We start from the raw sequence: 24,887 nt of genomic DNA, 5'->3' as shown, positions 1-24,887 counted from the left end.
GCGCCGTTCGCAATGCCCCAACGCCCCGACCTGTTCTCGCCCCCCTCCCGCCAACGCGCCGCCCGCGCCAATTCACTGCTGTGGATCCTCGACCCGCTCGAGCGTGATCCCGGCTATCTGCGCCGCAAGATGTTCGGCTGCGACGCCGCCTACCTGGACGGCGCGCTGTACCTGGTGGTGGCCGACCGCGACATCCCCTGGAATGGCGTGATGGTGTGCACCTCGCATGACCGCCACGCGGCGCTGCTGGCCGATATGCCGAGCCTGCTGCCGCACCCGGAACTGGGCAAGTGGCTGTACCTGCCGCAGACCGACGAGGCGTTCGAGACGCTGGCGGCCCGGTTGGTGGAACTGGCGTTGGCGCGCGATCCGCGCCTGGGCGTGGCGCCCAAGCCGCGGACGCGACGGCGCAAGTCCTGGCGGGGCGAGGAATAACGCGGGCCGGCGCGCCCTTGCGCCGCGCGGCATGCCCTGACGGCTGCCACCATGGCGACGGGCGCGAAATCATCCGAACGCTGCGGTGAAACGATAAAGCGGCCGAATTGGCTCACATCGATCCGGCCCGGTCGCCAAACACCTCGCGCCAGGGCCGCGACAGCACCTCGGCGTCCGCCGTCGACAGGTATTGTGGCGCCCCCCGCGCCATGGCGGCGAACAGCAAGGCGTCGCTGGCCCCGTCCCACGGCGCCGCGAGCGACTCGTCGACCTCGCCGTCCTCGTCCACTTCGCGAATGAACGCGGCGTCGCCATCGACGGCCTGGGCGCGTTGCCGCAGCAGGCCATGGATCTGCAGCAAGCCGCCATGTACGGGTGAACGCGCCCCGCCCCGGCGGCGCGCGGCGGCCAGCACGCCATACCATTCCGATTGCGGCGGCGTATCGTCAGGCGTGGAGACGCCCTCTTCGTCTTTCGACCAGCGCTCCCAGGCGCGGCCATAGCGCTCCCAGCCATCGGCGGGCAGATCGGCGCCCAGCGCCCGCGCCTGTTCGCGCGACAGTGCGGAAATGCGGGCCAGGATGTCGACCACCGCCTGGCCGTGCGGGCCGAACAGCGCGCCCAGCGGCAGCGGTTGCAGCAGTTCGATCGCGGCGGCGCGCCAGTAGCCGGGTTGCGCCACCAGGCCGGACATGTCGCCTAGTTGCGTCACGCGCACGCGCCACAACTGCCCGGGCCAGCGGCGGCCCAGCGTCATGGTGGCAATGGATTGATCGACGACCAGCCAGGGCGGCTCGGCGCGCGCCAGCCGGACGAGGTTGCCGGCACGTTCAAGCGCCATGTCGGGGTCGGCGGCGTCGAACCAGAAACCGTCGCGGTCGGAGGAAGCGGAATGGGTGGGAGGCGTCATGGCCGTCATTATCGATGCAAAACGTCGATGCAAAGCGGCAGGGCAAAGCGTCGGCCCGTCCCTGAACGGCCCCGGGCATTTCGCCGCGCGGGCCGCGCCACTGGCCGCGACGGCGGCGCCTCAGTCCGCGGCGGCGCGCTCGGGCGCCAGGGCCGCTTCCAGCCGGTTGCCGCCCAGGGACTTGGCGCGATACAGCGCCAGGTCGGCGCGCGCCAGCGCATCGGCCAGTGGCGGCACATCCTCGTCGAAATAGGCCAGGCCGATGCTGACCGTGGCGGCGATGCCCAGGCCGTCGGCCGGGTTGGCGATGGTGGTGGCAAAGCGCCGGGCCGCCGCCGCCCCCAATTGATGGGCGCGGCGCGCGTCATCGCCCGCCAGCAGCGCGGCGAATTCCTCGCCGCCAAGGCGCGCCAGGATGACCTGCGGCCCGAGCGCATCCCGGGCTACCGTGGCGAACGCCGCCAGCACCAGGTCGCCGGTGTGGTGGCCGTAGCGGTCGTTGATGGCCTTGAACTGGTCCAGGTCGAACGCCAGCACGGCGATCGGCTCGCGCCCCGCGCTGGCCGCGATGAGGCGCGCGCCCTGCTCGAAGAACCAGCGGCGGTTGCCCAGCCGCGTCAGGTAGTCGGTCTGCGACTCGTGCACCAGCTGCACGTGGGTTTCCTCGCGGATCAGCTTGATCAGCGTCATCGGCAGCAGCACCGAATACAGCACCCCTTCGTACATGGTGATGTTGCTGGCCAGCAGTTGCACCCAGGGCCCCTCGGCGGCCACCCACCACGGCAGCAGGAAGGCGCGGCCGAAATAGATCAGCGCGTGCACGCCGGCCACCGCCACGGCGAAGTTGCGGGTTTTCGGCATCCCCATGGAATCGCAGCGCAGCAGTTCCCACGCGGTCAGGGCGCTGACGAGGGCGATGGGCAAGGCGCTGACGTATTTCCACACCACGTCCTGCCCCGGCACGCCGGCCGCCAGCCAGATCAGCGCCATGACCGCCAGCAAGCCCATCGAACGCTTGCGGTAATGGCGCCCGCTGAGCGAGGCGACGCTGTCCAGCACCAGCAGGTAACCGCCAAGGATCACCAGGTTGCTTAGCGGCGCGCCGATCGCGGCCGGCAGGTCGGCGCGGAACAAGGCGCAGATACAGCCCAGCGCCAGCGTGCCGAAACCGGCCGCCAGGATGCCCAGCGAGCGGCTGCGGTGGGGGTGGGTTCGATACTCCCAGAACGTCAGGCCGGCACTGGCCAGCAGCGTCCCGATGGTAATGAAGTACAGGGTGAGGAGATCGACGTGCATCTCGGCCGGAAAGAGGTGGCACGCCAGGAGGAAATTGCGGCGGCGTTCGCAATTTTAGGGGGAAATCCGCCGCGGATAGGTGACGGGAAAGCGGTCGCCCGGGGTCATAAGTCCCCAATTTGACCGCGCTCCCGGCGGGACGTCAGAACCGGTAGGTCACGCTCCCGATCACCGTGCGGCGGGTGCCGAAGAAGCAATCGCCGCGGGCAAGGCAGGTTCCCACGTACTGTTTGTCGAACAGGTTGGTGACGTTCAGCGCCAGGCGCATGGGGCCCGCGTCGTAGGCCAGCACCGCGTCGTACAGGGTGACGGCGGGCACGCCGTTCTGGCCGGTGCCGTCATCGCTGCTGCCGTTGTAGCGCACGCCCGCCCCCGCCAGGAAGCCCGGGGTTCCCATCACGCTGAAGCGGTAGTTGGCCCAGAACGACGCCATGTGCCGGGGAATGCTGGCCAGTTGGCGCCCCTCTTCGGCCGGCGTGCCCTTGGCCACCTTGGCGTCCAGGAAGGTGTAGGTGGCCACCAGATCGACATTGCCCAGCGACGCCAGCGCTTCCAGTTCGGCGCCCTTGGTGCGGGCCTCGCCCACTTGCACGGTGTCGGCAATGCCGTTGACCACGCCGGCGACCTTGCGGTTTTTCTCGGTCATGTCGAACACGCTGGCGGTGACCGTCAGGTTTTCGCCCGGCGGCTGGTACTTCAGGCCCGCCTCCCATTGCTTGCCGCGCAGCGGCTTGAACGCCTGGTTGGCGCGGTTGAAGCCGGCCAGGCCCTGGAACGATTCCGAGTAGCTCAGATAGGGATTGAGGCCGGCCTCGGAGCGGTACATCAGGCCAAAGCGCTTGCTCATTTCGCTGTCATCGCGCGACCCGGACGGCGTATCGTCCACCGACGCGCGCGAGCGGTCATGGCGCAGCCCCAGCATCAGCAGCCAACGCTCCCATTCGAGCTGGTCCTGCATGTAGAGACCCAACTGGTTGCCGCGCGACGTGGGTGCGCTGACCGTCGAGGTGGGCGGCGTGAAGTTGCCGTACACGGGGTTGTGCACGTCGATGGGCGCGACCGTGCCGCCCACCCCCTGCCGCGCATCCAGCACGGAGCGCTGGTAGTCGATGCCGGTCAGCAGGGTGTGGCGGATCGGGCCGGTCTGGAACTTGAACTGGCCCTGGGTGTCGACCACGAACTGCTTGAGGGTCGGCTGGTTCTGGTAGATCACGCGGCGCAGCAGCGTGTCGCTGCCCGGCACCCAGCCGTGGCCGGCGCCGTTGAAGCCGGCGGTGTAGATGCTGCGATAGTCGACCTCGCTGTGCGTGTAGCGCAGGTTCTGCCGCACCGTGACGTTGTCGTTGAAGGCGTGCTCGAACTGGTAGCCCACCGCGCTCTGCCGGGCGGTGTACTTGTCGAAGTCGGGTTCGCTGACAAAGAAGTCCTGCGGGATGCGGCCGGCCGGCGTGCTGGTGAGCGTGCCGCGCCAGGGGAAGAAGCCGACCATCGATCCGCTATTGTCTTTCTGGAAATTGGCCAGCAGCGTCAACGAGGTGGCGGCGCTGGGCCGCCAGGTCAACGACGGCGCGATGAAATAGCGGTCGTCGTCGACGTATTTGACCGAGCTGTCGCTGTCGCGCCCCAGCGCGACCACGCGATACAGCCACTTGCCGTCTTCGTCGATCGGGCCGGTGAGGTCGGCCTGGATCTGCTTGCGGTTGTGGTTGCCGTAGCTGACGCCGATCTCGCGCATCGCCTCGGGCTGCGGCCGCTTGCTGATCTGGTTGACGATGCCGCCGATGGCGCCCTGCCCGTACAGCATGCCCGACGGCCCGCGCAGGATCTCGATGCGCTCCAGCGCGTAGGGATCGGGCCGGGTGTTGTTGTAGGACCCCACGGCGTTGAGCAGGCCGTCGAGGTATTGGGTGGAATCGGTGCCGCGGATCTTGATGGAGTCGCCGCGATTGTCCGGCCCGAACGCGCCGGCCGTGACGCCGGCGGTATAGCCCGCCGCCTGCTGCACCGACTGGGCGCCCTGCAGCGTCATGCGATCCTGGGTGATGACGCTGATCGACTGCGGCGTTTCCATCACCGGCGTGTCGGTCTTGGTGGCGGTGGCGGCGCGCTTGGCGACAAAGCCCTGCACGGGGCCGACCGCGGTCTGTTCGACATCGCTGCCCGTCACGGTGACGGCGGGCAAGTGGACCTCGGCAGGGGCGGACTGCGCCAGGACGGCGCCCGGCAGGCCCAGGCCGAATACGATCAAAGGCAATTGCCGGGCCCGGAAATGCACCGGGCGCCGGCGGGACGAAAGGCGTACAGCCATGGAAACTCCGCTCGCACGTGAATGGCAATAAGAACCAGTCTTATTACAAGTTGAGGCGGAATTATAGTCACACTGTTTCAGCGGAATGCCAGGAACCGGCCGCCAGGCCAGAAATACCTGGTGGCAAATCGTGGCAGTCTGCAACCGTGCGCCAAGGCCGCCGCGGTTCAATAGCGCCACGCGGCGGCCTGCGCCGCATCCGTGCCGCGCCCTTCCCTGGGGCCGGCGTCCCGTTTCCCTTCCCACGCGCCGCGCCCCCATGGCCAACCGATCCTATCTCTACAGCCTGAGCAATCGACCCGCCACCTACGCCGACCGGCCCGAGACCATCACCGGGCTGTCCGAATGGCCCTACGCGGTGCCGTTCTCGTACCGCCTGCTGATGTCGGGCGATCCACAGTTGTGCGCCTCCCTGATCTCCGACGGCCTGGATAACGACGAACCGGAACAGCGCACCCCGCTGCACGCCATCAGCAGCCGCTTCGAGCCGGGGCTGGCGCGGATCAAGCGCTTTGCCGACATCGTGCGGACGACCGTGGCGCCGGGCGGCGCATCGGCCCCCGCGCCCGCCGCGCAAGACGTGGCGCAGGACCCGGAGCCGTCACTTCTGGAGGGCCTGAAGCGCTTGTTCGCGCCGGCCCGCGCGAAGACCGAAACGGGCGCGCGGGCGCCGTCCGGACTGCTGGCGGCGCTGGACGAGACCATCGCCTTCCTGGAGGCGCATCGCAACGACTATCTGCTGCTGGAAACGGTCGAACTGGATCTGATGGCGGCGGCGGACAAAGCCGCGCTCAAGACCCAGGTGGAACGGGAGCTGGCGCGTTGCCGGCGCGCGGGCGAAGCGCTCGACGCCTTGCCGGCGGACCCGGCCGAGGCGGGCCGCCAATTGCTGGCGGCCACCCGCGAACGCGGCGCGGCGCCGCTGGATGCCTTCCATGGCCTGCGCCTGGATGACGGCTTCGACGGCGGCGGCAACCAGCGCGTGGATTACATCCTCGGGCTGGAATGGAGCGAGGTGCTGTACTTCGATCTGCACAACCGCGCGGAATTCGAAGCGCAGCGGCGGGAACCCGAAGCAGAGGCCTGATGGTCCGTGGACTGCCCGGCCCCGCCGAGGGGTCCGGGCCGGGTGCGACATCATGTCCCTTCCGGCGCGGGCGCGGCGCGGCGTGACAAATCCGTCACTCATCTACAATCCGGGGTCACCTTGGCCGGCCCGCATGGCGGCCGGTCCGTAGCCCCCAGGTAGCATGACCCGCGCGAAGAAACCCGCTCCCAGAAAGAGAAGCTCCCCCTCCCGATCCCAAAGTCGCGCCGCCGGCCGCGTGCCGCGCTTCCTGCGCGCGCTGATCGTCACCTCGCTCGCCAGTTTCGGCGCCGCCACCTATGTGCTGCATCCGCAATGGAAGATGCCGGCGGCGGTTGGCGACATGCTGTCGCGCCTGGAATGGCCATCGCTGCAGCGCAGCGCGCCGGTGGCCCTGCCCGCGCCCAACGCGGCGCTGGTGCAGACCGCCTTCAGCGACTGTCCGCAGTTCTTCCCGAATGCCCAGCCGCCCGCGGTGCCCGCCGCGCAACGCTTGCGCGAAGTCTGTTTCTCCTCGTTCGCCATCCTGCACAACGGCTCGACCAAGACGCCGGTGTTCGTGGCCGAGCGGCTGAACCGCGAGAACCTGGCGCAGGCCAAGGGACTGCACCGCACCGACAAGTTCTACGCCGAGGCGCGGGTGCCGCGCGCCGAGCGTTCGGAGCTGGATGACTACCGCGGCTCGGGCTACTCGCGCGGCCACATGGCGCCGGCCGGCGACATGGCCACGCCCGAGGCCATGGCGCAGAGTTTTTCGCTGGCCAACATGGTGCCGCAGGACCAGAGCCACAATGCCGGCCCCTGGAGCCGCATCGAGCAGGACACGCGCCAGTATGTGATGCGGGCGGCCGGCGATGTGTATGTCTTCACCGGCCCGGTGTATGGCGACCGTCCCAAGACCATCGGCGCCGGCGTGGCCGTGCCCACGTATCTGTACAAGGTCGTGTACGACGCCACCACGCACCGCTCGTGGGTGCATTGGCAGGCCAACAGCGCCGGCACCAAGGCCGGGCCGCCGATCGGCTACGACGAATTCGTCAAGCGCACCGGGCTGCGGCTGCTGCCGCAGTAAGCGCGGGCCGGCCGACCGCGTCCGGCGGTTCAGTCCGGCGCCGTGTCGTAGATCACCGGCATGCGCCCGCGCCACCGCTCCCACGCCGCGCCGCCGACGGCCAGTTCGGCCATGAAATGCGCAACGTTGATGCGGCTGACGCGGCCGGCGTCGAAGATGGCGCTGCGGATGGGCGAAGGGTGCGTCTCGTAGGCGCTGACGGCGTCCCGGTCGATCAGGCTGTCGGGACGCACGACGACCCACTGAATCAGGGGATGCGCCTGGCCGATGATGATGCGCAGATAGTCGGAAGCCGCCTCATTGTCCGCGTGCGGCGGCACCAGCGCGCGCACCAGGGCGACCACGCCGCGCTGCGCCAGCGAGACCGGCTCGCGCAGGTCGCGGTTGCTGTTGCCGGCGGTATTCATCAGGACGACCCTGACCGGCCGGGCGGGCGCGCTCGCCACGATGGCCCGGCACAGCCGGCGCAGCGCGTCGAGCACCAGCCGCCTGGGCGGGCCATAGATGCCCCGCAGGCTCATGGGATGGCCCAGGCACGATGCCACCGCCGAGCAACCCGCCACGTGGCGCGCCAACGTGGCCTCGTCCAGATCCAATACGCTGGCCTGGATCAGCGACAGGCGCGAATCTCCCCCTAGCGCGCGCAGCGCGTCCGGAGATCGCAACAGAGCCCTTACCGGCTCGCCCCGCGCCAGCAATTGCCCAACCAACAGCCGCCCGGTCGCCCCGCTGGCGCCAAGCACAAGGGTTGTCATCGCCGATCCTCTTATTATGTGAATGTGCGATTGAGAACGGCGTCATTGTAGTGAAGCGCGGCGCGCGCGGGATACATCGTGACATGCTATTTGCGCCGAGGCGGCGGTATGATGCGCGCCGCATTCATGCACTCAGGGAGAACCATGAAGAACGTCATCCGGATGGGCCACCTCACCGCGGCGTTGCTGCTTGCCTGCCTTGCCGGCGGCGCCACGGCGGCGTCAACGCCTGCCGCGCCCGCGTCGCCCGCCCCCCAGGCCGGACCGGCCCAGCCCGACCTGACGGGCGCCGGCAACCTCGGTCCCATGAAAGAGCCGGAATACATGGCCCGCATGGAAGCCGCATTCAACAAGCAGGACATCAACGCCGACGGCTACCTGACGCGCGGCCCGCTCCTGCAGGAAGCCACGGCCGAGCAGATCACGGCCATGGATACCGATGGCGATGGCCGCATCAGCAAGGCCGAATTCCTCGCCTACGCGCTCAAGAATTTCAATAACCGCCCTAAGTTCGAGCAGAATCACAACCTGAAGCGATGACCGGACGCGCGCCGCGCATTGCCTGTTAATTATTGATACACAAGATGGAATCGGCAATCAAGCGATCGCGCGTGCGTGCTAAGTTACGTCCCCGTTAGCGGCCGCGCCGCGTGGACCTCCATCCCCGCGCGCTTTCCCTTCCCTTTCACACGACCATCATGCACACGAACCCAGATCGCACCCCGGCCCCGGCCGGAAAGAAACGGATAGCCGGCCTGCTCGCGGTCGCCCTGGGCCTGGCCCTGGGCGCGACCACCGCCTCTTCGCTGGCGGGCGACCTGCCGCCGCGCGGCGGCGGCGCCACCCAGGCGCAGACGCAGCAACCCACGCAACAGCAAGCGCAGCCGCAGGACGAAGGCCGCCTGCCGCCGCGCGGCACGCCCGCCCAGCAGGCCCCGGCCCGCACCTCCGCCCCGGCCCCCGCGCAAGCCCAGCCGCAAGTCCAGGCCCCCGCCGGCGCGCAGCAGAAGACCGAGATCAAGAGCCAGGCCGCCTACGAACGCCTGCTGCACAACAGCGGCATCAGCGTGCAATGGCTGTGGACCGACGAGCGCGGCAAGCTGAACGCGGTTGACGACAACGACGTGGTGCGCCTGGAAGGCGGCCACGCCAACGAAAACGGCTCGGTGACGATCAAGGGCCAGGTGCTGTCGATCTCGGCCGACCGCTTCACTTTCCGCGGCACCATCCTGATCGTGGACGCGCCGGACAAGGGCCGCCGCTGCGAACGCACCGGCGACTACGAGTTCCGCGCCACCGGCAAGCGCAAGTACTGGCGCCTGCAGCAGATGGAAGCGTGCGGCGGCCTGACCGACTACGTCGACATCTACTATTGATCGACACGGCGGCCGCGATGCGGCGCACCTCCGGGCGCCACATCGGGCTCAACGTCCACGTTTCACAGATGCCGGTGGCTGCACGCCATCGGCTGGTCGACCATCTGCCCGATCGCCCGCGCCAGCGCCTCGGCGCTGCCTTCTTCGAGGCAGTTGGCGCGGATCATGCGGAACCCCAACGCCAGGCTGTAATGCCAGTCCAGGTCGAACAGATGATATTCGCGCCCGTCCGCCGGGTTGCGCCAACGCACCGCCGGATCCTCGTACGCCACGCCGATGAAATCGACGTGCGAGCCGAACGGCGGCAATGCCTCCAGCGGTTCATCCGAGCCCGGCAGGCTCGGCACTTCCAGGTTCTCGCCCACGCCGACATACGGCTCGGGGCCCTCGTAGGCCAGCATCACCACGCTGAACCCGGCCGGGTCGGCGTCGTAATGCGCGCGCTGCGCGGGGTTGAGCAGCGCGCGGGCCGCCGGCCCCAGGCAGAAGTACGGGCCGCGCCAGCTGCTGCGCTCATCGTCGAACGCGGCATCGGGCGCCACGCCGTGCGCCGCCAGCAATGCCAGCGTTTCTTCCAGGGTGTCGCCGTGGCGCACCGGGATGTCGGACGGCAGATGGCCGGCGGACTGGTAGAGCGCGATCACGTCGCCGGGGGTGCGCAGGCCGTCGCGGTACTGGAACGAGCCTTCCTTCAGCCGGGCCAGCCCGTGGCTGAGGGTGTCCAGCGCCTCGCGCGGCACACGGTCGCCGCGCGGCTCCAGCAGATAGCCCTCGGCCAGCAGGCGCGCCTGCAGCGCCGGCCAGTCGGGCGGCGGCAGATGGGGGTAACGGGGAAAGATGAACTGATGATGTTCGGACATCCGGGGCGAACCTCGTAATAGCGTATTCTCTGACGTTCAGGCAACAGCAAGGATATCTGGAATGAACCCGACCGTAATCAAGTGGCTGTCCAGCGTCGGCTTCGGCCTGGTCATCGGCCGCGCCGCCTACGGCGTCATCAACTCACTGCTGCAGATGGCCTTCGGGCTGGACCAGCCCGGCGCGCCGCTCGATCCGGTGGCGCTGGACCGCATGCTGATCACGGCCAGCGTGCTCTGCCTCGTGGTGGCGGTGGCGGCGGCGGCGGCGCTGCTGCGCGTGGCCGACAACCGGCGCCGCATTGCGTGGGGCTGCCTGGTGCTGGGCGTGACGCTGATGCTGACCCTGCTGGCCGCCCTGCCGGGAATGGACCTGGGCGGGCATGCCGCCGGCTCGGCCGAGGCGCGCGACGCCAAGACGGCGCTCTTCTTCTGGTTGTTGATCTTCGGCCTGCCCTATCTGGGCGGCGGCCTGGCGCTGACGATAGGCGGCGCGGTCATGCTGCGCAGGTTCCGCGCCCCGGCGAACCGCGGCCCCTCGGCCTGAAGACGGGAGGCGCCGCTCAGGCCGGCTTGGCGTGTTTGCGGGCGGCGGCGGGCGCCTTGCCGCCGGCGGCATTGAGCGCCGCGGCGGCGCGAATCAACGCCGTCAGCGCCTGCGCGTCGATGACCTCGCCCTCGCGGATGTCGATGGCGCGGCGGGCGTTGCCCTGCAGACTGGCGTTGAACAGGCCGGCGGGGTCGGGCAGCGCCGCGCCCTTGGGAAAAGTCAGCTTGACCGCGCGCTGGTAGGTCTCGCCGGTACACAGGATGCCGCCCAGCGACCACACCGGCACCTGCCACTTCCACTCCTCCACCACGCCGGGATCGGCCGCCAGGATCACCTCGCGCACCCGCGCCAGCAACGGGCCGCGCCAGTCGCGCAGCTCGCGGATGCGGGCATCGATCAACCGTGACGGGGCTTGCGCGTTCGTGGCGGACTTGGCGCTGGGCATGGCGATTCCCTGTGGGCGGCGCCGGGCGCGGCGCCTGGCGATCTTTATACCCAAGCCGCCGGCATGCGTCCATGCGGCGGCGCGCCAAGCCCTCCCCCCGCGACGTCCGGTCACCGGGTTTGCAGTCTGACACCATTTCCCCTGGGCACGGCCAACGCCCACCGGGCCATGCCGGTACAATTTCCCCCGCGTTTTCCCCTAGCCGTCCCACCTGTCGTCCAAGCTCCTCGCCCATGTCCAATCTCATCGTCCACGGCGGCACGCCCCTGCGCGGCCGCGTCATCCCGTCGGCCAACAAGAACGCGGTGCTGCCGATCCTGTGCGCCACGCTGCTGACCGACCAGCCGCTGCGGCTGCATGGCGTGCCCGACATCACCGACGTGCGCAAGATCCTCGACATCTTCCGCACCCTGGGCAGCGAGGTGCGGCTGGACGAAGCCACCCGCACGCTGGACCTGCACCACCGCGACACCACCTTCGACGCCGCCCGCCACCGCCTGCCCGAAGAGATGCGTTCGTCCATCATGCTGGTGTCGCCGCTGCTGGCGCGCTTTGGCGTGGCGCGGCTGGAAGACAACGTCAAGGGCTGCACGCTGGGCGTGCGCGAGATCGATCCGCACGTGGACATCTTCCGCTCGTTCGGCGGCGAGGTCGAACGCGCCAGCGGCTCGCTGCTGGTGCGCAGCGCCGGCCCGCTCAAGCCGACCCATCACTGGCTCGACTACGCCTCGGTCACCACCACCGAGAACTTCGTGCTGTGCGCGGCCGCCGCGGCCGGCGAATCGACGCTGACCAATGCCGCGTCGGAGCCGCACGTGCAGGAGTTCTGCCGCTTCATGACGATGATGGGCGCCGACATCGACGGCATCGGCACCTCGCGCCTGACGGTGCGCGGCGGCGCCACCCTGCGCGGCGGCGAGTTCACCTTCGAGGAAGACTTCCACGAGATCACCACCTTCCTGGCGCTGGGCGCGATCACCGGCGGCGACGTGGTGGTGCGCAACAGCACGCCGTCGAACTTCCCGCTGATCGACCGCACCTTCGCCAAGTTCGGCGTGAAGATCGTGCATGAAAACGGCTGGTCGCGCGCGCTGCGCGACGGCCCGCTGAAGGTGCAGACGCCCTTCACCAGCAACGTGCTGACCAAGGTCGAGGCCGCGCCCTGGCCGTATTTCCCGGTGGACCTGCTGCCCATCTTCATCGCGCTGGGCGTGTGCGCCGAGGGCAACGCGATGTTCTGGAACAAGGTCTACGACGGCGCGCTGGGCTGGACCGGCGAGCTGTCCAAGTTCGGCGCGCACGTGTTCTCGTCGGACCCGCACCGCGTCATCACCTTCGGCGGCAATCCGCTGACGCCGGCGGTGGTCGAAAGCCCCTACATCATCCGCGTGGCGATCGCGCTGTTCATGATCGCCAGCAGCATCAAGGGGCGCTCCGAGATCCGCAACGCCACCCCGATCCGCCGCGCCCATCCGCGCTTCGTCGAGAACCTGCGCAGCCTGGGCGTGCAGGTCGAATGGGCGGCCGAGGAATAGCGCGGGCGGTTTTCTATAATCCCGCGATTCCTCCAAACGGCGCCACGGCGCCTTTTTGCTTCCCAGGATCCCTAAATGTCGTCGATTGCCAGCCAGGATGTCCATGTGCCCACCCCGCAAGGCCGCCTGTTCGCGCGGCGCTGGGATCCCGCCGGAGGGGATGCGGACGCGGCGCCGATCGTGCTGCTGCATGATTCGCTGGGCTGCGTCGAACTGTGGCGCGACTTTCCCGAACGCCTGGCCATGGCCACCGGCCGCGCCGTCATCGCCTATGACCGGCTGGGCTTCGGCCGCTCCGATCCCAACCCCGCCACGCTGGCCACGGGCTTCGTCGAGGCCGAGGCCGACGGCGGCTTCCAGGACCTGCGGCGGGCGCTCGACATCGGCCCCTTCATCGCCTTCGGCCACAGCGTCGGCGGCGGCATGGGCATCTGCTGCGCGGCGGCCCATCCGGCCGATTGCCGGGCGCTGATCACCGAGTCGGCCCAGACCTTCGCCGAGGACCGCACGCTTGACGGCATCCGCGCGGCGCAACGCAACTTCGCCGAACCGGGCCAGTTGGACCGACTGAAGAAGTATCACGGCGACAAAGCCGCCTGGGTGCTGAGCGCCTGGGTCGACACCTGGCTGTCGCCGGCCTTCGCGCAGTGGAACCTCGATGACGCGCTGCGCCGGGTGCAATGCCCGGTGCTGGCGCTGCATGGCGAAGAGGACGAGTACGGCTCGACCGCCCATCCCGGCATCATCGCGCGCCTGGCCGGCGGCCGGCAGGCGCTGCTGGAAAACTGCGGCCACGTGCCGCACCGCGAGCAACCGCACATCGTGCTGGACCTGACCAGCCAGTGGCTGCGGGGCGCGCTGCCGGGCTGATCCCTGCGGCCCTCGCCGCTCCCGACGCCCCGCCCTGGCGCCGCCCCCGGCCGGCATCCGCGCCTTTCGCCCGCGTCGCGCGCGCCGCGCCCCACCGGAAGGGAAAACCCCAGGGGCGATTTGGCGCAAAGGTTGTATACACTATTTGCACACCATAGTACGCGCCAGGCTCCGTCCAAGTGTTGCTGCTGTATTGGTCGGCCCGGCTTCCTTTACGGCCATGCCCACACGTGGGTCAGGGAGCTCGCCATCGATATCCGAAATCCGTCGCCCGGTCTCTACAACGAGGACCTGGCCCCCACCAGGGAGCGCCGCTGGGGCGCCTTCAGCATCTTCAACGTCTGGACCTCGGACGTGCACAGCCTGTGGGGCTACTACCTGGCCGCCAGCCTGTTCCTGCTGTGCGGCAGCTTCGTCAACTTCCTGATCGCCATCGGCCTGAGTTCGCTGGTGATCTTCTTCCTCATGAACCTGATGGGCTATGCCGGCGAAAGGACCGGCGTGCCTTATCCGGTGCTGGCGCGCGCCTCGTTCGGCATCTGGGGCGCCAACCTGGCGGCGCTGGTGCGCGCGGTGGTGGCCTGTTTCTGGTACGGCGCGCAGACGGCGGCGGCCTCGGGCGCCATCGTGGCGCTGCTGGTGCGCAACGACAGCCTGCTGGCCTTCCACCAGAACACGCAATGGCTGGGGCATTCGGGGCTGGAGCTGATCTGTTATGTCGGCATCTGGGCGCTGCAACTGCTCATCATCCAGAAAGGCATGGAGACCGTGCGCCGCTTCCAGGATTGGGCCGGCCCGGCGGTGTGGATCGCCATGCTGGTGCTGGCCGTGGGGCTGTGCGTGAAGGCCGGCGGCTTCAGCCTGGACCACGGCATTCCGATGGACGTGCTGCTCGACAAGACGCGCGACGCGGGCGTGAACGGCGCGCCGGGCAGCTTCTGGGCGCTGATGGCGGTGGGCGCCACCTGGATCACCTACTTCGCGGCGCTGTACCTGAACTTCTGCGATTTCTCGCGCTATGCCCGCGACAGGCAGGCCGTCAAGCGCGGCAACCTGTGGGGCCTGCCGGTGAACCTGGTGGCGTTCTCGCTGGTGGCGGGCGTCACCACCATCGCCGCCTACAAGGTCTATGGCGAAGTGCTGCTGCACCCCGAGCAGATCTCCACCAAGTTCGACAGCTGGGTGCTGGCGCTGCTAGCCGCGCTGACCTTCGCGGTGGCCACGCTGGGCATCAACGTGGTGGCGAACTTCGTGTCGGCCGCGTTCGATATTTCGAACGTGTTCCCCAAGCGCATCGACTTCAAGCGCGGCGGCTACATCGCGGCGCTGATCGCGCTGGTGCTGTATCCGTTCGCCCCCTGGGAAGGCGGCGCGGCGCACTTCGTCAATGCCATCGGCGCCACCATGGGGCCGCTGCTCGGCATCATCCTGGTGGACTATTACCTGGTGGCCAAGGGCCGCATCAATGTCGCGGCGCTGTATGACGAGCATGGCGAATACCGCTACCAGGGCGGCTGGAACATCAACGCGCTGATCGCCACCGGCATCGGCAGCGTGTTCTCGACCATCCTGCCCAACTTCACCGACCTGCTGCCGGCCTGGTGGGCCACCTACGGCTGGTTCTTCGGCGTGGGAATCGGCGGCGGCGTCTATTGGGTGCTGGCCACGCTGCGCCCGCGCGCGGTCCCGGCCCTGGCCTGATGCGTCCTTGCCCGAGCCGGCCGCCAGGCGCCGGCGCGGGCAGCCGCGACTCGACGACCGGGGCGCGCTCGCGGTACCCTGCATGCGATATCCGCCCTACGTGGCATCGCATCCTTGCATGGAGACTGCGCCCCCATGAGCCACCTGGTTTTGCTGCTGCTCGGTGTCGACTATCTGCACAAGCGCGCCCGCGCCCTGATGATCGGCGGTTGGCTGATGCTGGCCGCCGGCGCGTTCGTCTTCATCGACGCGCTCGATAACGCGCTCTATTTCCCGCTGAATTTCTTCGCCGCGCTGCTGGTGGTCGAAGGCATCGCCACGCTGGCGATCGCCAAGTCGGGGGTCGGCGGCCAGCGTGTGCTGCGCTACACCAAGGGCGTGTTCGTGCTGGCGGCCGGCACGCTGGTGCTGGCGGGCCAGCACCACGGCCATTTCGTGCTGTCGATGATCTTCGGGCTGCTGTTCCTGGTGGACGGGCTGATCCAGTGCATCGCCGCCTATGTGGTGCGCTACCAGCGCTGGCGTGTGGTGTTCGCCTCGGGCGTGGCCGAGGTGCTGCTGGCAATCTTCTTCTTCCAGCCCTACCCCACCCACTACGTCGGCACGGTGCCGTACTGCATCGGCCTGTTCCTGGCGATTTCGGGTGTGAAGCTGCTGTGGCTGGCGCGCCGCGTGCGCAGCCTCGATGCCAACCCGGCGCTGGCCGCCAATCCCGACCCTGCCTTCATGCCGACGCGCGCCGACGGCCCGGCGCAGAAAGTGTTCGATGGCCCGCCCCAGGCCAGCGAGCGCGCCCTGACCGTGCATGTATGGACGCCGTCGGGCTCGGCCAGGACCGCAACCCGCCACTACCCGGTGGTCGACCGCTACATCGCGGCCGTGGACATCAATGGCGTCGTGTCCACCGGCCATGCCGCGCTCGAATCGCCCGAGGGCATCTACATCAGCCTGTACCCGGCGGTGGAAATCGACCACTCGCCCGAACAGTTCGGCACGCTGCTGCGCGCCACCGCCGACAACAACGTGCCCGGCGTGTACCAGCCCGACTACGCCACCGAGTCCCAGGCCTGGTGCCCGTCGACCATGCAGGTGCGCATCCGCAATTACGACGCGGCCAAGCTGGCGGCCTTCTGGGACGAATACCGCAAGACCGAGATCTACAACCTGACCCACCGCAACTGTTCCAGCTCGGTCTCGGCCGCGCTGGAGGCGGCGCTGGATGGCGTGGTCGGCCGCCTGCATGGCCCGGATGCCGGCTGGGGGGTGATGTGGCGCCTGCTGTTCACGCCCGAGCTATGGGTGGCGGCGCAGATCCGCAAGCGCGCCCTGACCATGGCCTGGACTCCGGGCCTGACGCTGGACTATGCGCGCGCGCTCAGCATGCTGGCCGACCCGCGCCCGTTCGGCTGGTGGAAGATGTCGCAGGCGGCGCTGCGCCAGATCGCCGCGCTGCGCGCCGGCTGGCGCCGCCAGGATCGCGAGGCGGTCGCCCGCAACGCCCAGACCCAGTCATGACGGGGCTGCTGGCAGCCGTGGCGGTCGCGGGCGCGCTGTGGGGCGCGCTGGCGCTGTGGTTCCAGTCGCCCGGCGGGGGCCGCGCGCGTGTGCTGGCGCCGCTGGCCTGGCTGGCACTGGCCGCCGCCGCGCTGGCCGGATTGGCCTGGGGATATCGGTTGCCCGCGGCGGTGTTCGCGGCAATGCTGCTGATTCTGCTGGCCTGGTGGATCTGGGGCATGCGGCCATCCAACGATCGCGACTGGATGCCGGAAGTGGCCCGCACCACCTACGGCGAGGTGGACGGCGACCGCCTGACGCTGCATAACGTGCGCAACTTCGACTGGCGTTCGCGCACCGACTTCGACGCGCGCTGGGAAACCCGCCGCTACGATCTGTCGAAGCTGGCCTCGGTGGACCTGGCGCTGTCGTATTGGGGCCGGCCGGCGATCGCGCATGCGCTGGTGTCGTTCGGGTTCACCGATGGCCAATACGTGGTGTTCTCGGTGGAAATCCGGCGCAAGCGCAATGACACATTCTCGGAGATCGGCGGATTCTTTCGCCAGTACGAATTGTCGGTGCTGGCCTCGGCCGAGGAAGACAGCCTGCGCGTGCGCACCAACGTGCGCGGCGAGGACGGCTACCTTTACCGCGTACACATGCCGGCGGGCGCGCCGCGCAAACTGCTGCTGTCGTACGTGGACACGGCCACGCGCCTGCGGCGCCAGCCGCGCTTCTACAACACGCTGACGGCCAACTGCATCACCATCGTGTACCGGCTGGCCGACAAGATCGTGCCGGGACTGCCGCTGGATTACCGCCTGCTGCTGTCCGGGTATCTGCCGGAATACCTGTACCGGCTCGGCGCCCTGGCGGGCGCGGACAGCTTGCAGGCCTACCGCGACGCCGGCCGCTACACCGAACGGGCCCGCGCCACGCAGGACGCGGCGCGGTATTCGCGCAACATCCGGCGCGGCGTGCCGGGCGTCGCGCAATCGTCGGCGGTGGAACAGTAATGGCGTCCGCCCCCCTGGCAGTTGTACGCAATGGCGCGATAGACAGCCTCCCCCTTGCAGATTACTTGGCGGCACGCCGGCGCGGCTGTCGACTGTCTCCTGCCAGGCTGTCGAGATACGCGCACAGCATATCGGCCAACGCATCCGCGTAGGTCTCGATCTCGGCCTCGGTGCGCGGGCTTTCGGAGAACTGCTTGCCGACGGCGCTGAGCGTGTGGGTGATGAGATCGCCGGCCAGCGCGCGGGTGGCGTCGCTGGCCTGAGGCAAGGCCTCGCCGAGAAAGGCGAGCACGATGCGGCCGCCCTCTTCCTTGGTGGCGCGCGCCTCGGGCGCGTCGCGGTAGAGCGGCGCGGCGTCGTTCAGGGCCACGCGCATCACGGCTTCTTCGCATTCCGAGCGCACGAAGGCATGCACCAGGTTGCGCAGCCGCCGTGGCGGCGCGTGGCGGGTGTCTTCTAGCAGGCGTCGCAACAGGTCGGAAGTCTGCTGCCATTCCTGCGTCTGCAGCCGGTACAGGATGGCGGCCTTGTTGGGGAAGTATTGATAGAGCGAACCGATGCTGACGCCGGCCTTCTCGGCCACGCGGGCAGTGGTGAAGCGCGTGGCCCCCTCCTTGGCCAAAACCTGAGCCCCCGCCTGCAGGATGGCCGCGACCAGCTCGGCCGAACGGGCCTGCTGCGGCTGTTTTCTCTCGGAAAGCCGGGTGCTGCGGCGTGTGGTCATGGCGGCGCGCGAAATGCGAATAGGGAAATGCGACGAATTCGTCGTATTCTAAACCGGTGCCCTCGCCCCTTCAACGCCGACGCTTTCGCGCCGTTGGACGGCGTTCATCCCACAGGCCGCGGCATCGCCCCGGCCGCCTTGCCCCCCCGACTGGAAACGCATCGCCATGACCAACACCCTGACTTCCGCTCCCCTGGCCCCGCTGCTCGACCGGCTGTTCACGCAGGCCGAGGCCTCCTGGGCCAGTGCCGCCCCCGCCCTGGCCAACATGTCCGACGCCGAACAGGCGCGGCTGATGCGCAGCAAGACCGAATACCGCGAGTTCTACGGCCGCATGAAGGACCTGCCGCTGGCCGTATCGCCCGAGACCGGCACGCTGCTGTACATGCTGGCGCGCAGCACGCAGGCGCGGTCCATCATCGAGTTCGGCACCTCGTTCGGCATCTCGACCCTGCACCTGGCGGCGGCGCTGCGCGACAACGGCGGCGGCCGGCTGATCACCACCGAATTCGAGCCTTCCAAGGTGGCCAGGGCCGGCCAGAACCTGGCCGAGGCCGGCCTGGCAGACCTGGTGGAACTGCGCCAGGGCGACGCGCTGCAAACGCTCGCCACCGGGCTGCCCGACCGCATCGACCTGGTCCTGCTCGATGGCGCCAAGGCGCTTTATCCGGACGTCCTGGCCCTGCTGGAAGACCGTCTGCGGCCCGGGGCGCTGATCGTGGCGGACAACGCCGATCATTGCCCGGAATACCTGGCGCGGGTGCGTTCGCCAGCGTCGGGCTACCTGTCGACGCCCTTCGGCGGCGACGTGGAACTGTCGATGCGGCTGGGGTAGGACGCGGCGCCGGCTCACGCCACCGGCATGCGCTCGCACAGTTTGCCGATGGCCGCGAGATCGCCCAGCCGCGCCAGGCGCTGCACCTGCTGGCTGAAATCCGCAAAGGCCGGATCGCGCGCCTGCACGGCGCGGGCCCAATCCATCAGGTCCGAGATGCCGCCGATGTCCAGCAGGCGCTGCACCTGTTCCAGTTCGGCGCGCGACAGGCGCGGCATCGGCGACGGCGCCGGGGCCGGCTCGCCGGCCGTCGAAGGCATCGGCAGATGCAGCAGCCGGCCCAGCAAGTGGCGCAGCTCAACCAGATTGATGGGCTTGAGCAGGCTGGCGTCATAGCCGACGCCGTCCAGGGCCGCGGTCTCCTGCGGCGTGGCAGATACCGCCACCACCGGCAGGTCCGGCCAGCGCGCGCGGGCCGCGCGCAGCACGGCCGAGCCGTCGGCGCCTTCCATGCGGTGATCGGTCAGGATCAGGTCGGGCCGGCGCGCGTCGTCGGCCTGGATGCGCGCCACCATGCCGCGGCCGTTGGCCTCGCTTTCCACCTGGAAGCCCAGGCTGGCCAGTTCCTCGACCAGGAACTCGCGGATTTCCGGCGTGTCCTCGGCCAGCCAGATGCGCCGCCCGGATCCGTCCAGCTGGGGCAGCACATGCGCCGCGGCAGCGATGTAGTGGTGCGAGACGCGCGATTCGTCCACCTGCCTGAGCGGCAGCGACACGCTGATGGTGGTGCCCTGGCCCACTTCGCTGTCGACGTGGATGCGGCCGTTCATGCGCTGCACCCATTGCTGGACGATGGCCAGGCCTAGCCCGACGCCGGGCTGGCTCTCGGCCGCGCCCAGCCGCTGGAACGGCTCGAAGATGTGCTGCCGGTCGGCGGGCGCGATGCCGCATCCCGTATCGCGCACCGACAGCGTCAACCAGCCCGTGGCTTCGCCCGCGCCCGGGGCGGTGTAGTCCGCCGTCAGCGTGAGCACGCCGCCGCGCGTGAACTTGGCCGCGTTGTCGACCAGATTGGACAGCACCTGCCGCACGCGCTTACCATCCATCTCCAGCACGGCGGGCAGCGTGTCCGACAGCCGCAGGTCGAAGCGGTTGTCCTGCCGCGCCGCGATCGGCGCCGCTTCCTTGGCCACCGCGTCGAGCAGGGCGTGCACGTATTCGGGCGCCAGGCGCAGGGCCTGGCCGCCCGCGCCGGCGGCATAATCGATCAGGTCGTTCACCATGCCCAGCATGTGGTCGGCGCTGCGGCGGATGACGGCGCCGCGCGGCGCGTCGTCGCGGCCGCCGGCCTGGATCAGGTCGGCGAAGCCGATGATCGAGGTCAGCGGCGTGCGCAGGTCGTGGCTGATGCGCGCCAGGAAGTCCTGGCGCACGCGGCCGGCCTCGTCGGCCAGGATCAATGCCGCCTGCAGCGCCTGGGTGCGCTCGGTGACGGCCTGATCCAGCCGCTGGTGTTCGCGTTCGCGCGCCTGCGCCAGTTCGCGCTGGGCCGCCAGCCGTTCCTGGCGATGCTGGCGCGAACGGCCATGCAGCAGCACGGCCAGCATCAGCGACACCGACAGCAGATCCCAGGCGACTTCCGGCCCGCCGATCCAGCGGCCCGGCAGCAGGCCCTGGATATAGGCCACCCGCAGGAACAGGCAGGAACAATAGATCGCAAACGACAGCAGGAAGATGCGCGCATTGGCATGGCCGCGGCGCCAGCCGTCCGCCATGGACACCAGCCATACCAGCGCCCACAGGAAGATCAGCCCGATCAGCGCCTGCGCCGCTTCGCGGTAGTCGCCCAGCGCGGCCCAGACCGCGCCGGCCACGCCCGCGGCGATCAGCGCCAGATAGACACGGCGCCAGATGCGCACCCGATGCAGGTCGGCGAACAGCATCGCCATCAGCCCGAACAGCGACGCCGCCAACGTCGCCAGGACGCTGGGCGCGCGCAGCACCAGTTCGCCGCCGCCGGTCAATACATACCGATACAGCAGCCCCTGGAACGACAGGCTGTAGAGGATTTCGACGAAGATGGCGCAGGACAGCAGCAGGTAGACCGGATCGCGCTGGGCCGCGCCCAGCACCCCGGCATACAGGCCCACCATCATGAGCGCGCCGATCAGCAGCGCCACCACCATGGTGTTGCGCTGGGTCACGCCGACGAAGGCCGCGGGCGTGCGCAGGGTGGGCTCCATGCTGATGGCCGAACGGCTCTGCACCCGCACCAGCACCGTCATGCGCTGGCCCGGTTCGAGCCGCAGCGGCACCACGGACACCGTGGCCGGCACCTCGCGCCGCGCCAGGGGCTCGCGGTTGCCCGCCAGCAGGATGCCCGACGGCTGCCGCTGCCCCGGCGCGAACAGATAGAAGCGCACGTCCTCCAGCCGGGGCACGCCGAACGAGAGCCAGCGCTCCTGGGCGCGGTCGGAGGTATTGCTGACCTCCAGCCTGAGCCAGAACGCCGAGGCGGAATACCCCCGGTTGAGCCAGCGGGCGGTCACCGGCTGCCAGGCGCCGTCCAGGACCTGGCTGGCTTGCTGGTCGGCGGCCTTGTCCTCGATGCCCCGCAGCTCGCCGACCAGCGGCAGCGTGCCGCCCATCGTGCTCAGGTCGATGACGGGTTGCGCATCCTGCCCGCGCGCGGGCAGGCTCAGGCAGGACAGGGCCAGCCACAGCAACCAGGCCAGCCAGCCCAGGCGACGATCAGGCATGGGGATCCTGCTCCTGGCGCAAGGCGGTGGGCGCCATGCCGAAACGCTCGCGGAAAGCGGTGGAAAAATTGCCGCGGTTGCCATAGCCCACCGCCTGCGAAATGGCCTGGATGTCCAGGCCGGTCTCGCACAGCAGGCGGCGCGCCTCGCGCATGCGCTCTTCGCGCAGGAACTCGAACACGGTGGTGCCGGCGCAGCGGCGGAACGCCTGGTTCAACCGACGGGCGTTGGTGCCCAGCGCCTGGGCCAGGGCCACCAGCTCGGGCGTGTGGTCCAGCCGTTCGCGCAGCAGCTTGCGCGCGGCGCGAAACAGCACGCCGTCGAGCGACGTGCCGGTGGCGGCGGACGACGTCCCTTCCTCGGGCGCCCTGGCGGGTGGCGCCGCGGCTGGCGCGGGCGCCACCCGCAGATGTATCAGCAGGCGCAGGCGCACTTCCTCGAAATCGAACGGCTTGGCGACGTAGTCGACGGCGCCCGCCGACAGGCCCGCCACCCGTTCCATGGGCAGCGACGCGGCGGTCAGGAAGATGACGGGGATGGCGCGCGTGGCCTGGTCGGCCTTCAGCAGCCGACAGGCCGCGAGGCCGTCGCAGCCCGGCATGTTCACGTCCATCAGGATGATGTCCGGCTGCACCAGCTGCGCCTTGCGATAGCCGTCGTTGCCGTCCTCGGCCACGTACACCCGGCAGTCCTGGCTGGTCAGGAAATCCACCAGCAGCATGCGGTCCTCGGGGCGATCCTCGACGACCAGCACGCGCAGGCCGGCAAGCTGGCCCGGGATAAGCGGATAGGAGGCGTCATTCATGCCGCGCATTCTTTCATGCCGGCCGGCGGACGCGTTGGTGCCAAGCGACAAAACCATGCCGGTTTTGTGAATATTTTTCCTTGTGGCAAACGTGCCGTGCATTCCGGCAAACCTCGCAGGCGCAATCATTATTCACACATGATAGTGTTTGTTACACGAAGCTACTCGTCCGTAATGGCGATTGCTTTCGTCCCCGGGCCGCTGTAGAGCACGCCCTTCTCCGGGGGAAAACCCCAACCGGGCCGGCCGAATGGCGCCGGCAAGAATCCCGCACTGCACCGTACTTGTAAAGAACTTTAGAAAGATTGTTTATAGAAGTCTAAGAAATATATCAAAAAATATCATTTAAATCCGAATGTAACGATTGCTGCCCGAGCACCCATGCGCCGCCTATCCGAACCCCGCCGTCCCGCCGTCCATTGCCAGCCCCCCTCTTCCCTGCGCGCCGGCCTTGCCGCCGTGCTGCTGGCGCTAGCCGCCGGACCGGTGGCCGCGCAGAACGTGCCCATCCAACTGCCCTCGGGCGCCGAGCCGGGCCGCCAGTTGCCCCAGCCGGTGATGCCGGAAAGCACCCCCACCGCGCCGCCGGTGACGGTGCAGCAAGGCGGCGCCACCGAGGCGCCCGCCGGCGCGGACAAGCTGACCTTCACGCTGACCGACATGCGCATCGAAGGCATCACCCGCTACCCCGCCGATACCGTGCGTCCGCTCTACCAGGACCTGATCGGCAAGACCATCACGGTGGCGGACGCGTTCAAGGTCGCCAATGACATCGAGCTGCGCTACCGCAACGACGGCTACGTCACCACGCGCGTGATCGTGCCGGCGCAGACCATCGATGACGGCCATTTCCGCATCGTGGTGGTCGAGGGCTACATCGCCGACGTCAAGTACGACGGCGACATCGGCCCGGCGCAGGCGGCGATCGAAAAGCTGGTGCAGCGCCTGCGCGGCGTGCGTCCGATCAACGTGGCGGAAGTCGAGCGCCAGCTGCTGCTGGCCAACGACCTGAACGGCATGACCGTGCGCGCCTCGCTGGAAGCCTCGCCCAAGGACGTGGGCGGCTCGGTGCTGGTGGTGCACAGCGAGCGCAAGGCGGTGGACGCGCGCCTGGGCATCGACAACCGCGCCTCGCCCTACCTGGGCTGGAGCGAAATGACCGGCCAGGTCACGCTGAACTCGTTCGGCGCGCGCGCCGACAGCCTGACCCTGACCGGCCGCGTGGGCTTTCCGGCCTACCGCAGCAAGGCCGTGGGCGCCAACTACGACATGCTGGTCACCGACAGCGGCATGACGCTCGACATCGCCGCCAGCTACGCCAAGAGCGAACCGGGCCGCGACCTGGCGCCGCTGAACGTGGCCAGCGACGTGCAGGCCTATTCGGCCACCGCCACCTATCCGCTGATCCGCTCGCGCCTGCAGAACCTGCGCGCCTTCGGCATGCTGGACGTGCGCAACGTCACCACCGACATCACCGGCATCCCCTTCACGCGCGACCGCCTGCGCGTGCTGCGCGCCGGCCTGAGCTACGACCGCACCGACAGCTGGAACGGCATCACGGCCGTGCGCGGCACCGTGCACCAGGGCCTGGACGCCATGGGCGCCTCCAAGGAAGGCAACGAACTGGCCTCGCGCGCCAAGGGCCGTCCGGATTTCCTGAAGTTCACCGCCGAACTGACCCGCCTGCAGCAGTTGTCCGACCGCTTCAGCCTGGTGGCCACCTTCGCCGGCCAGTACAGCGCCAACCCGTTGCTGGCCAGCGAGGAATTCGCGCTGGGCGGCCCCAACTTCGGCCGCGGCTATGACGACGGCGAAATGTCGGCCGACTCCGGCATGGCGGCCTCGCTGGAACTGCGCTACGCCGTGTCCTCCGACCGCTTCCTGCCCAGCGGCGCGCACGTCTACACGTTCGTGGACGGCGGCCGCATCTGGTCGCGCAGCGAAAGCGCGCCGCTCACGCGCGCCAAGCTGTCCTCGTACGGCGCCGGCATGCGCGCCAACCTGACCAAGAACCTGTACGCCACGATCGAAGTGGCCAAGCCCATGAGCTCCGATGTGCTGACCCAGGGCAACAAAGATCCCCGCGTGTTCTTCAGCCTCTCGGCCCAGTACTAATC

General features: G+C 69.1%; 22 protein-coding genes. 13 read left to right on the top strand and 9 right to left on the bottom strand.

Annotated elements, in window-relative coordinates:
- Positions 1-12 precede the first annotated feature (12 nt).
- A complete protein-coding gene (locus tag HV742_RS03485; protein ID WP_068951235.1) occupies positions 13-435 on the top strand; it encodes a hypothetical protein in 423 nt (140 codons plus the stop codon).
- Positions 436-547: 112 nt separating this feature from the next.
- On the opposite strand, the gene HV742_RS03480 is transcribed toward HV742_RS03485, so the two are convergent.
- The 3 genes from HV742_RS03480 to HV742_RS03470 form a co-directional block, all read right to left on the bottom strand.
- The gene (locus HV742_RS03480; protein WP_254600931.1) at positions 548-1,345 is read right to left on the bottom strand and encodes a hypothetical protein; all 798 of its coding nucleotides are present in this window, start codon (positions 1,343-1,345) and stop codon (positions 548-550) included.
- 120 nt (positions 1,346-1,465) lie between these two features.
- On the bottom strand, positions 1,466-2,641 hold the full coding sequence (locus tag HV742_RS03475) for a GGDEF domain-containing protein (protein WP_175144472.1): 1,176 nt from the start codon (positions 2,639-2,641) through the stop codon (positions 1,466-1,468).
- A gap of 142 nt (positions 2,642-2,783) precedes the next feature.
- The gene (locus HV742_RS03470) at positions 2,784-4,949 is read right to left on the bottom strand and encodes a TonB-dependent siderophore receptor (protein ID WP_232734836.1); all 2,166 of its coding nucleotides are present in this window, start codon (positions 4,947-4,949) and stop codon (positions 2,784-2,786) included.
- Between the two features lie 259 nt (positions 4,950-5,208).
- On the opposite strand from HV742_RS03470, the gene HV742_RS03465 reads away from it, so the two are divergent.
- Positions 5,209-6,036 carry a DUF7822 domain-containing protein gene (locus HV742_RS03465; RefSeq protein ID WP_068951242.1) on the top strand — a complete coding sequence of 276 codons (828 nt, stop codon included), beginning with the start codon at positions 5,209-5,211 and terminating at the stop codon, positions 6,034-6,036.
- A 163-nt stretch (positions 6,037-6,199) separates the two neighbouring features.
- Positions 6,200-7,108: a DNA/RNA non-specific endonuclease gene (locus HV742_RS03460; protein WP_080977402.1), complete on the top strand. Its 909-nt coding sequence runs from the start codon at positions 6,200-6,202 to the stop codon at positions 7,106-7,108.
- Positions 7,109-7,137: 29 nt separating this feature from the next.
- Here HV742_RS03460 and HV742_RS03455 read toward each other — a convergent pair whose 3' ends face one another.
- On the bottom strand, positions 7,138-7,863 hold the full coding sequence (locus tag HV742_RS03455) for an NAD(P)-dependent oxidoreductase (protein WP_175144471.1): 726 nt from the start codon (positions 7,861-7,863) through the stop codon (positions 7,138-7,140).
- A 144-nt stretch (positions 7,864-8,007) separates the two neighbouring features.
- On the opposite strand from HV742_RS03455, the gene HV742_RS03450 reads away from it, so the two are divergent.
- Both HV742_RS03450 and HV742_RS03445 read left to right on the top strand, forming a co-directional pair.
- Positions 8,008-8,403: an EF-hand domain-containing protein gene (locus HV742_RS03450; RefSeq protein ID WP_231891618.1), complete on the top strand. Its 396-nt coding sequence runs from the start codon at positions 8,008-8,010 to the stop codon at positions 8,401-8,403.
- 158 nt (positions 8,404-8,561) lie between these two features.
- The gene (locus HV742_RS03445; RefSeq protein ID WP_175144470.1) at positions 8,562-9,239 is read left to right on the top strand and encodes a hypothetical protein; all 678 of its coding nucleotides are present in this window, start codon (positions 8,562-8,564) and stop codon (positions 9,237-9,239) included.
- A gap of 62 nt (positions 9,240-9,301) precedes the next feature.
- On the opposite strand, the gene HV742_RS03440 is transcribed toward HV742_RS03445, so the two are convergent.
- Positions 9,302-10,099, bottom strand: a complete 798-nt coding sequence (locus HV742_RS03440; protein ID WP_175144469.1) for a hypothetical protein — start codon at positions 10,097-10,099, stop codon at positions 9,302-9,304.
- A gap of 61 nt (positions 10,100-10,160) precedes the next feature.
- On the opposite strand from HV742_RS03440, the gene HV742_RS03435 reads away from it, so the two are divergent.
- Complete coding sequence (locus HV742_RS03435) at positions 10,161-10,643, top strand: hypothetical protein (protein ID WP_175144468.1); 483 nt, start codon at positions 10,161-10,163, stop codon at positions 10,641-10,643.
- 16 nt (positions 10,644-10,659) lie between these two features.
- Here HV742_RS03435 and HV742_RS03430 read toward each other — a convergent pair whose 3' ends face one another.
- Positions 10,660-11,091, bottom strand: coding sequence for a DUF1801 domain-containing protein (locus HV742_RS03430; RefSeq protein ID WP_175144467.1), 432 nt, complete (start codon positions 11,089-11,091; stop codon positions 10,660-10,662).
- Positions 11,092-11,324: 233 nt separating this feature from the next.
- Here HV742_RS03430 and HV742_RS03425 point away from each other — a divergent pair, with 233 nt between their 5' ends.
- From HV742_RS03425 to HV742_RS03405, 5 genes are all read left to right on the top strand, one after another.
- Positions 11,325-12,626 (top strand): UDP-N-acetylglucosamine 1-carboxyvinyltransferase, encoded by a 1,302-nt coding sequence (locus tag HV742_RS03425; protein WP_049073282.1) that lies wholly within the window; start codon positions 11,325-11,327, stop codon positions 12,624-12,626.
- 75 nt (positions 12,627-12,701) lie between these two features.
- Positions 12,702-13,496, top strand: a complete 795-nt coding sequence (locus HV742_RS03420) for an alpha/beta fold hydrolase (RefSeq protein WP_175144466.1) — start codon at positions 12,702-12,704, stop codon at positions 13,494-13,496.
- A gap of 249 nt (positions 13,497-13,745) precedes the next feature.
- Entirely contained in the window at positions 13,746-15,197 is a 1,452-nt protein-coding gene (locus HV742_RS03415; RefSeq protein WP_175144571.1) for an NCS1 family nucleobase:cation symporter-1, read from the top strand.
- A 135-nt stretch (positions 15,198-15,332) separates the two neighbouring features.
- A complete protein-coding gene (locus HV742_RS03410) occupies positions 15,333-16,712 on the top strand; it encodes an HdeD family acid-resistance protein (protein ID WP_175144465.1) in 1,380 nt (459 codons plus the stop codon).
- The gene (locus tag HV742_RS03405) at positions 16,709-17,707 is read left to right on the top strand and encodes an Lnb N-terminal periplasmic domain-containing protein (RefSeq protein WP_175144464.1); all 999 of its coding nucleotides are present in this window, start codon (positions 16,709-16,711) and stop codon (positions 17,705-17,707) included. The genes HV742_RS03410 and HV742_RS03405 overlap by 4 nt, the downstream gene beginning before the upstream one ends.
- 61 nt (positions 17,708-17,768) lie before the next feature.
- Here HV742_RS03405 and HV742_RS03400 read toward each other — a convergent pair whose 3' ends face one another.
- A complete protein-coding gene (locus HV742_RS03400) occupies positions 17,769-18,431 on the bottom strand; it encodes a TetR/AcrR family transcriptional regulator (RefSeq protein WP_175144463.1) in 663 nt (220 codons plus the stop codon).
- Positions 18,432-18,597: 166 nt separating this feature from the next.
- Here HV742_RS03400 and HV742_RS03395 point away from each other — a divergent pair, with 166 nt between their 5' ends.
- Positions 18,598-19,266: an O-methyltransferase gene (locus HV742_RS03395; RefSeq protein WP_175144462.1), complete on the top strand. Its 669-nt coding sequence runs from the start codon at positions 18,598-18,600 to the stop codon at positions 19,264-19,266.
- A gap of 14 nt (positions 19,267-19,280) precedes the next feature.
- On the opposite strand, the gene HV742_RS03390 is transcribed toward HV742_RS03395, so the two are convergent.
- Positions 19,281-21,965: a hybrid sensor histidine kinase/response regulator gene (locus HV742_RS03390; RefSeq protein WP_175144461.1), complete on the bottom strand. Its 2,685-nt coding sequence runs from the start codon at positions 21,963-21,965 to the stop codon at positions 19,281-19,283.
- Entirely contained in the window at positions 21,958-22,779 is an 822-nt protein-coding gene (locus tag HV742_RS03385; protein WP_054415746.1) for a response regulator transcription factor, read from the bottom strand. The genes HV742_RS03390 and HV742_RS03385 overlap by 8 nt, the downstream gene beginning before the upstream one ends.
- A 372-nt stretch (positions 22,780-23,151) precedes the next feature.
- Here HV742_RS03385 and HV742_RS03380 point away from each other — a divergent pair, with 372 nt between their 5' ends.
- Positions 23,152-24,885, top strand: a complete 1,734-nt coding sequence (locus tag HV742_RS03380) for a ShlB/FhaC/HecB family hemolysin secretion/activation protein (protein ID WP_232732868.1) — start codon at positions 23,152-23,154, stop codon at positions 24,883-24,885.
- Positions 24,886-24,887 lie beyond the last annotated feature (2 nt).

This window comes from Achromobacter ruhlandii (genome assembly GCF_902859695.1).
In the GTDB taxonomy this organism is placed as follows: Bacteria; Pseudomonadota; Gammaproteobacteria; order Burkholderiales; family Burkholderiaceae_B; genus Achromobacter; species Achromobacter ruhlandii.
Note: the sequence above shows the minus strand (reverse complement) of the source record. Positions and strands in the feature narration are given on the sequence as shown.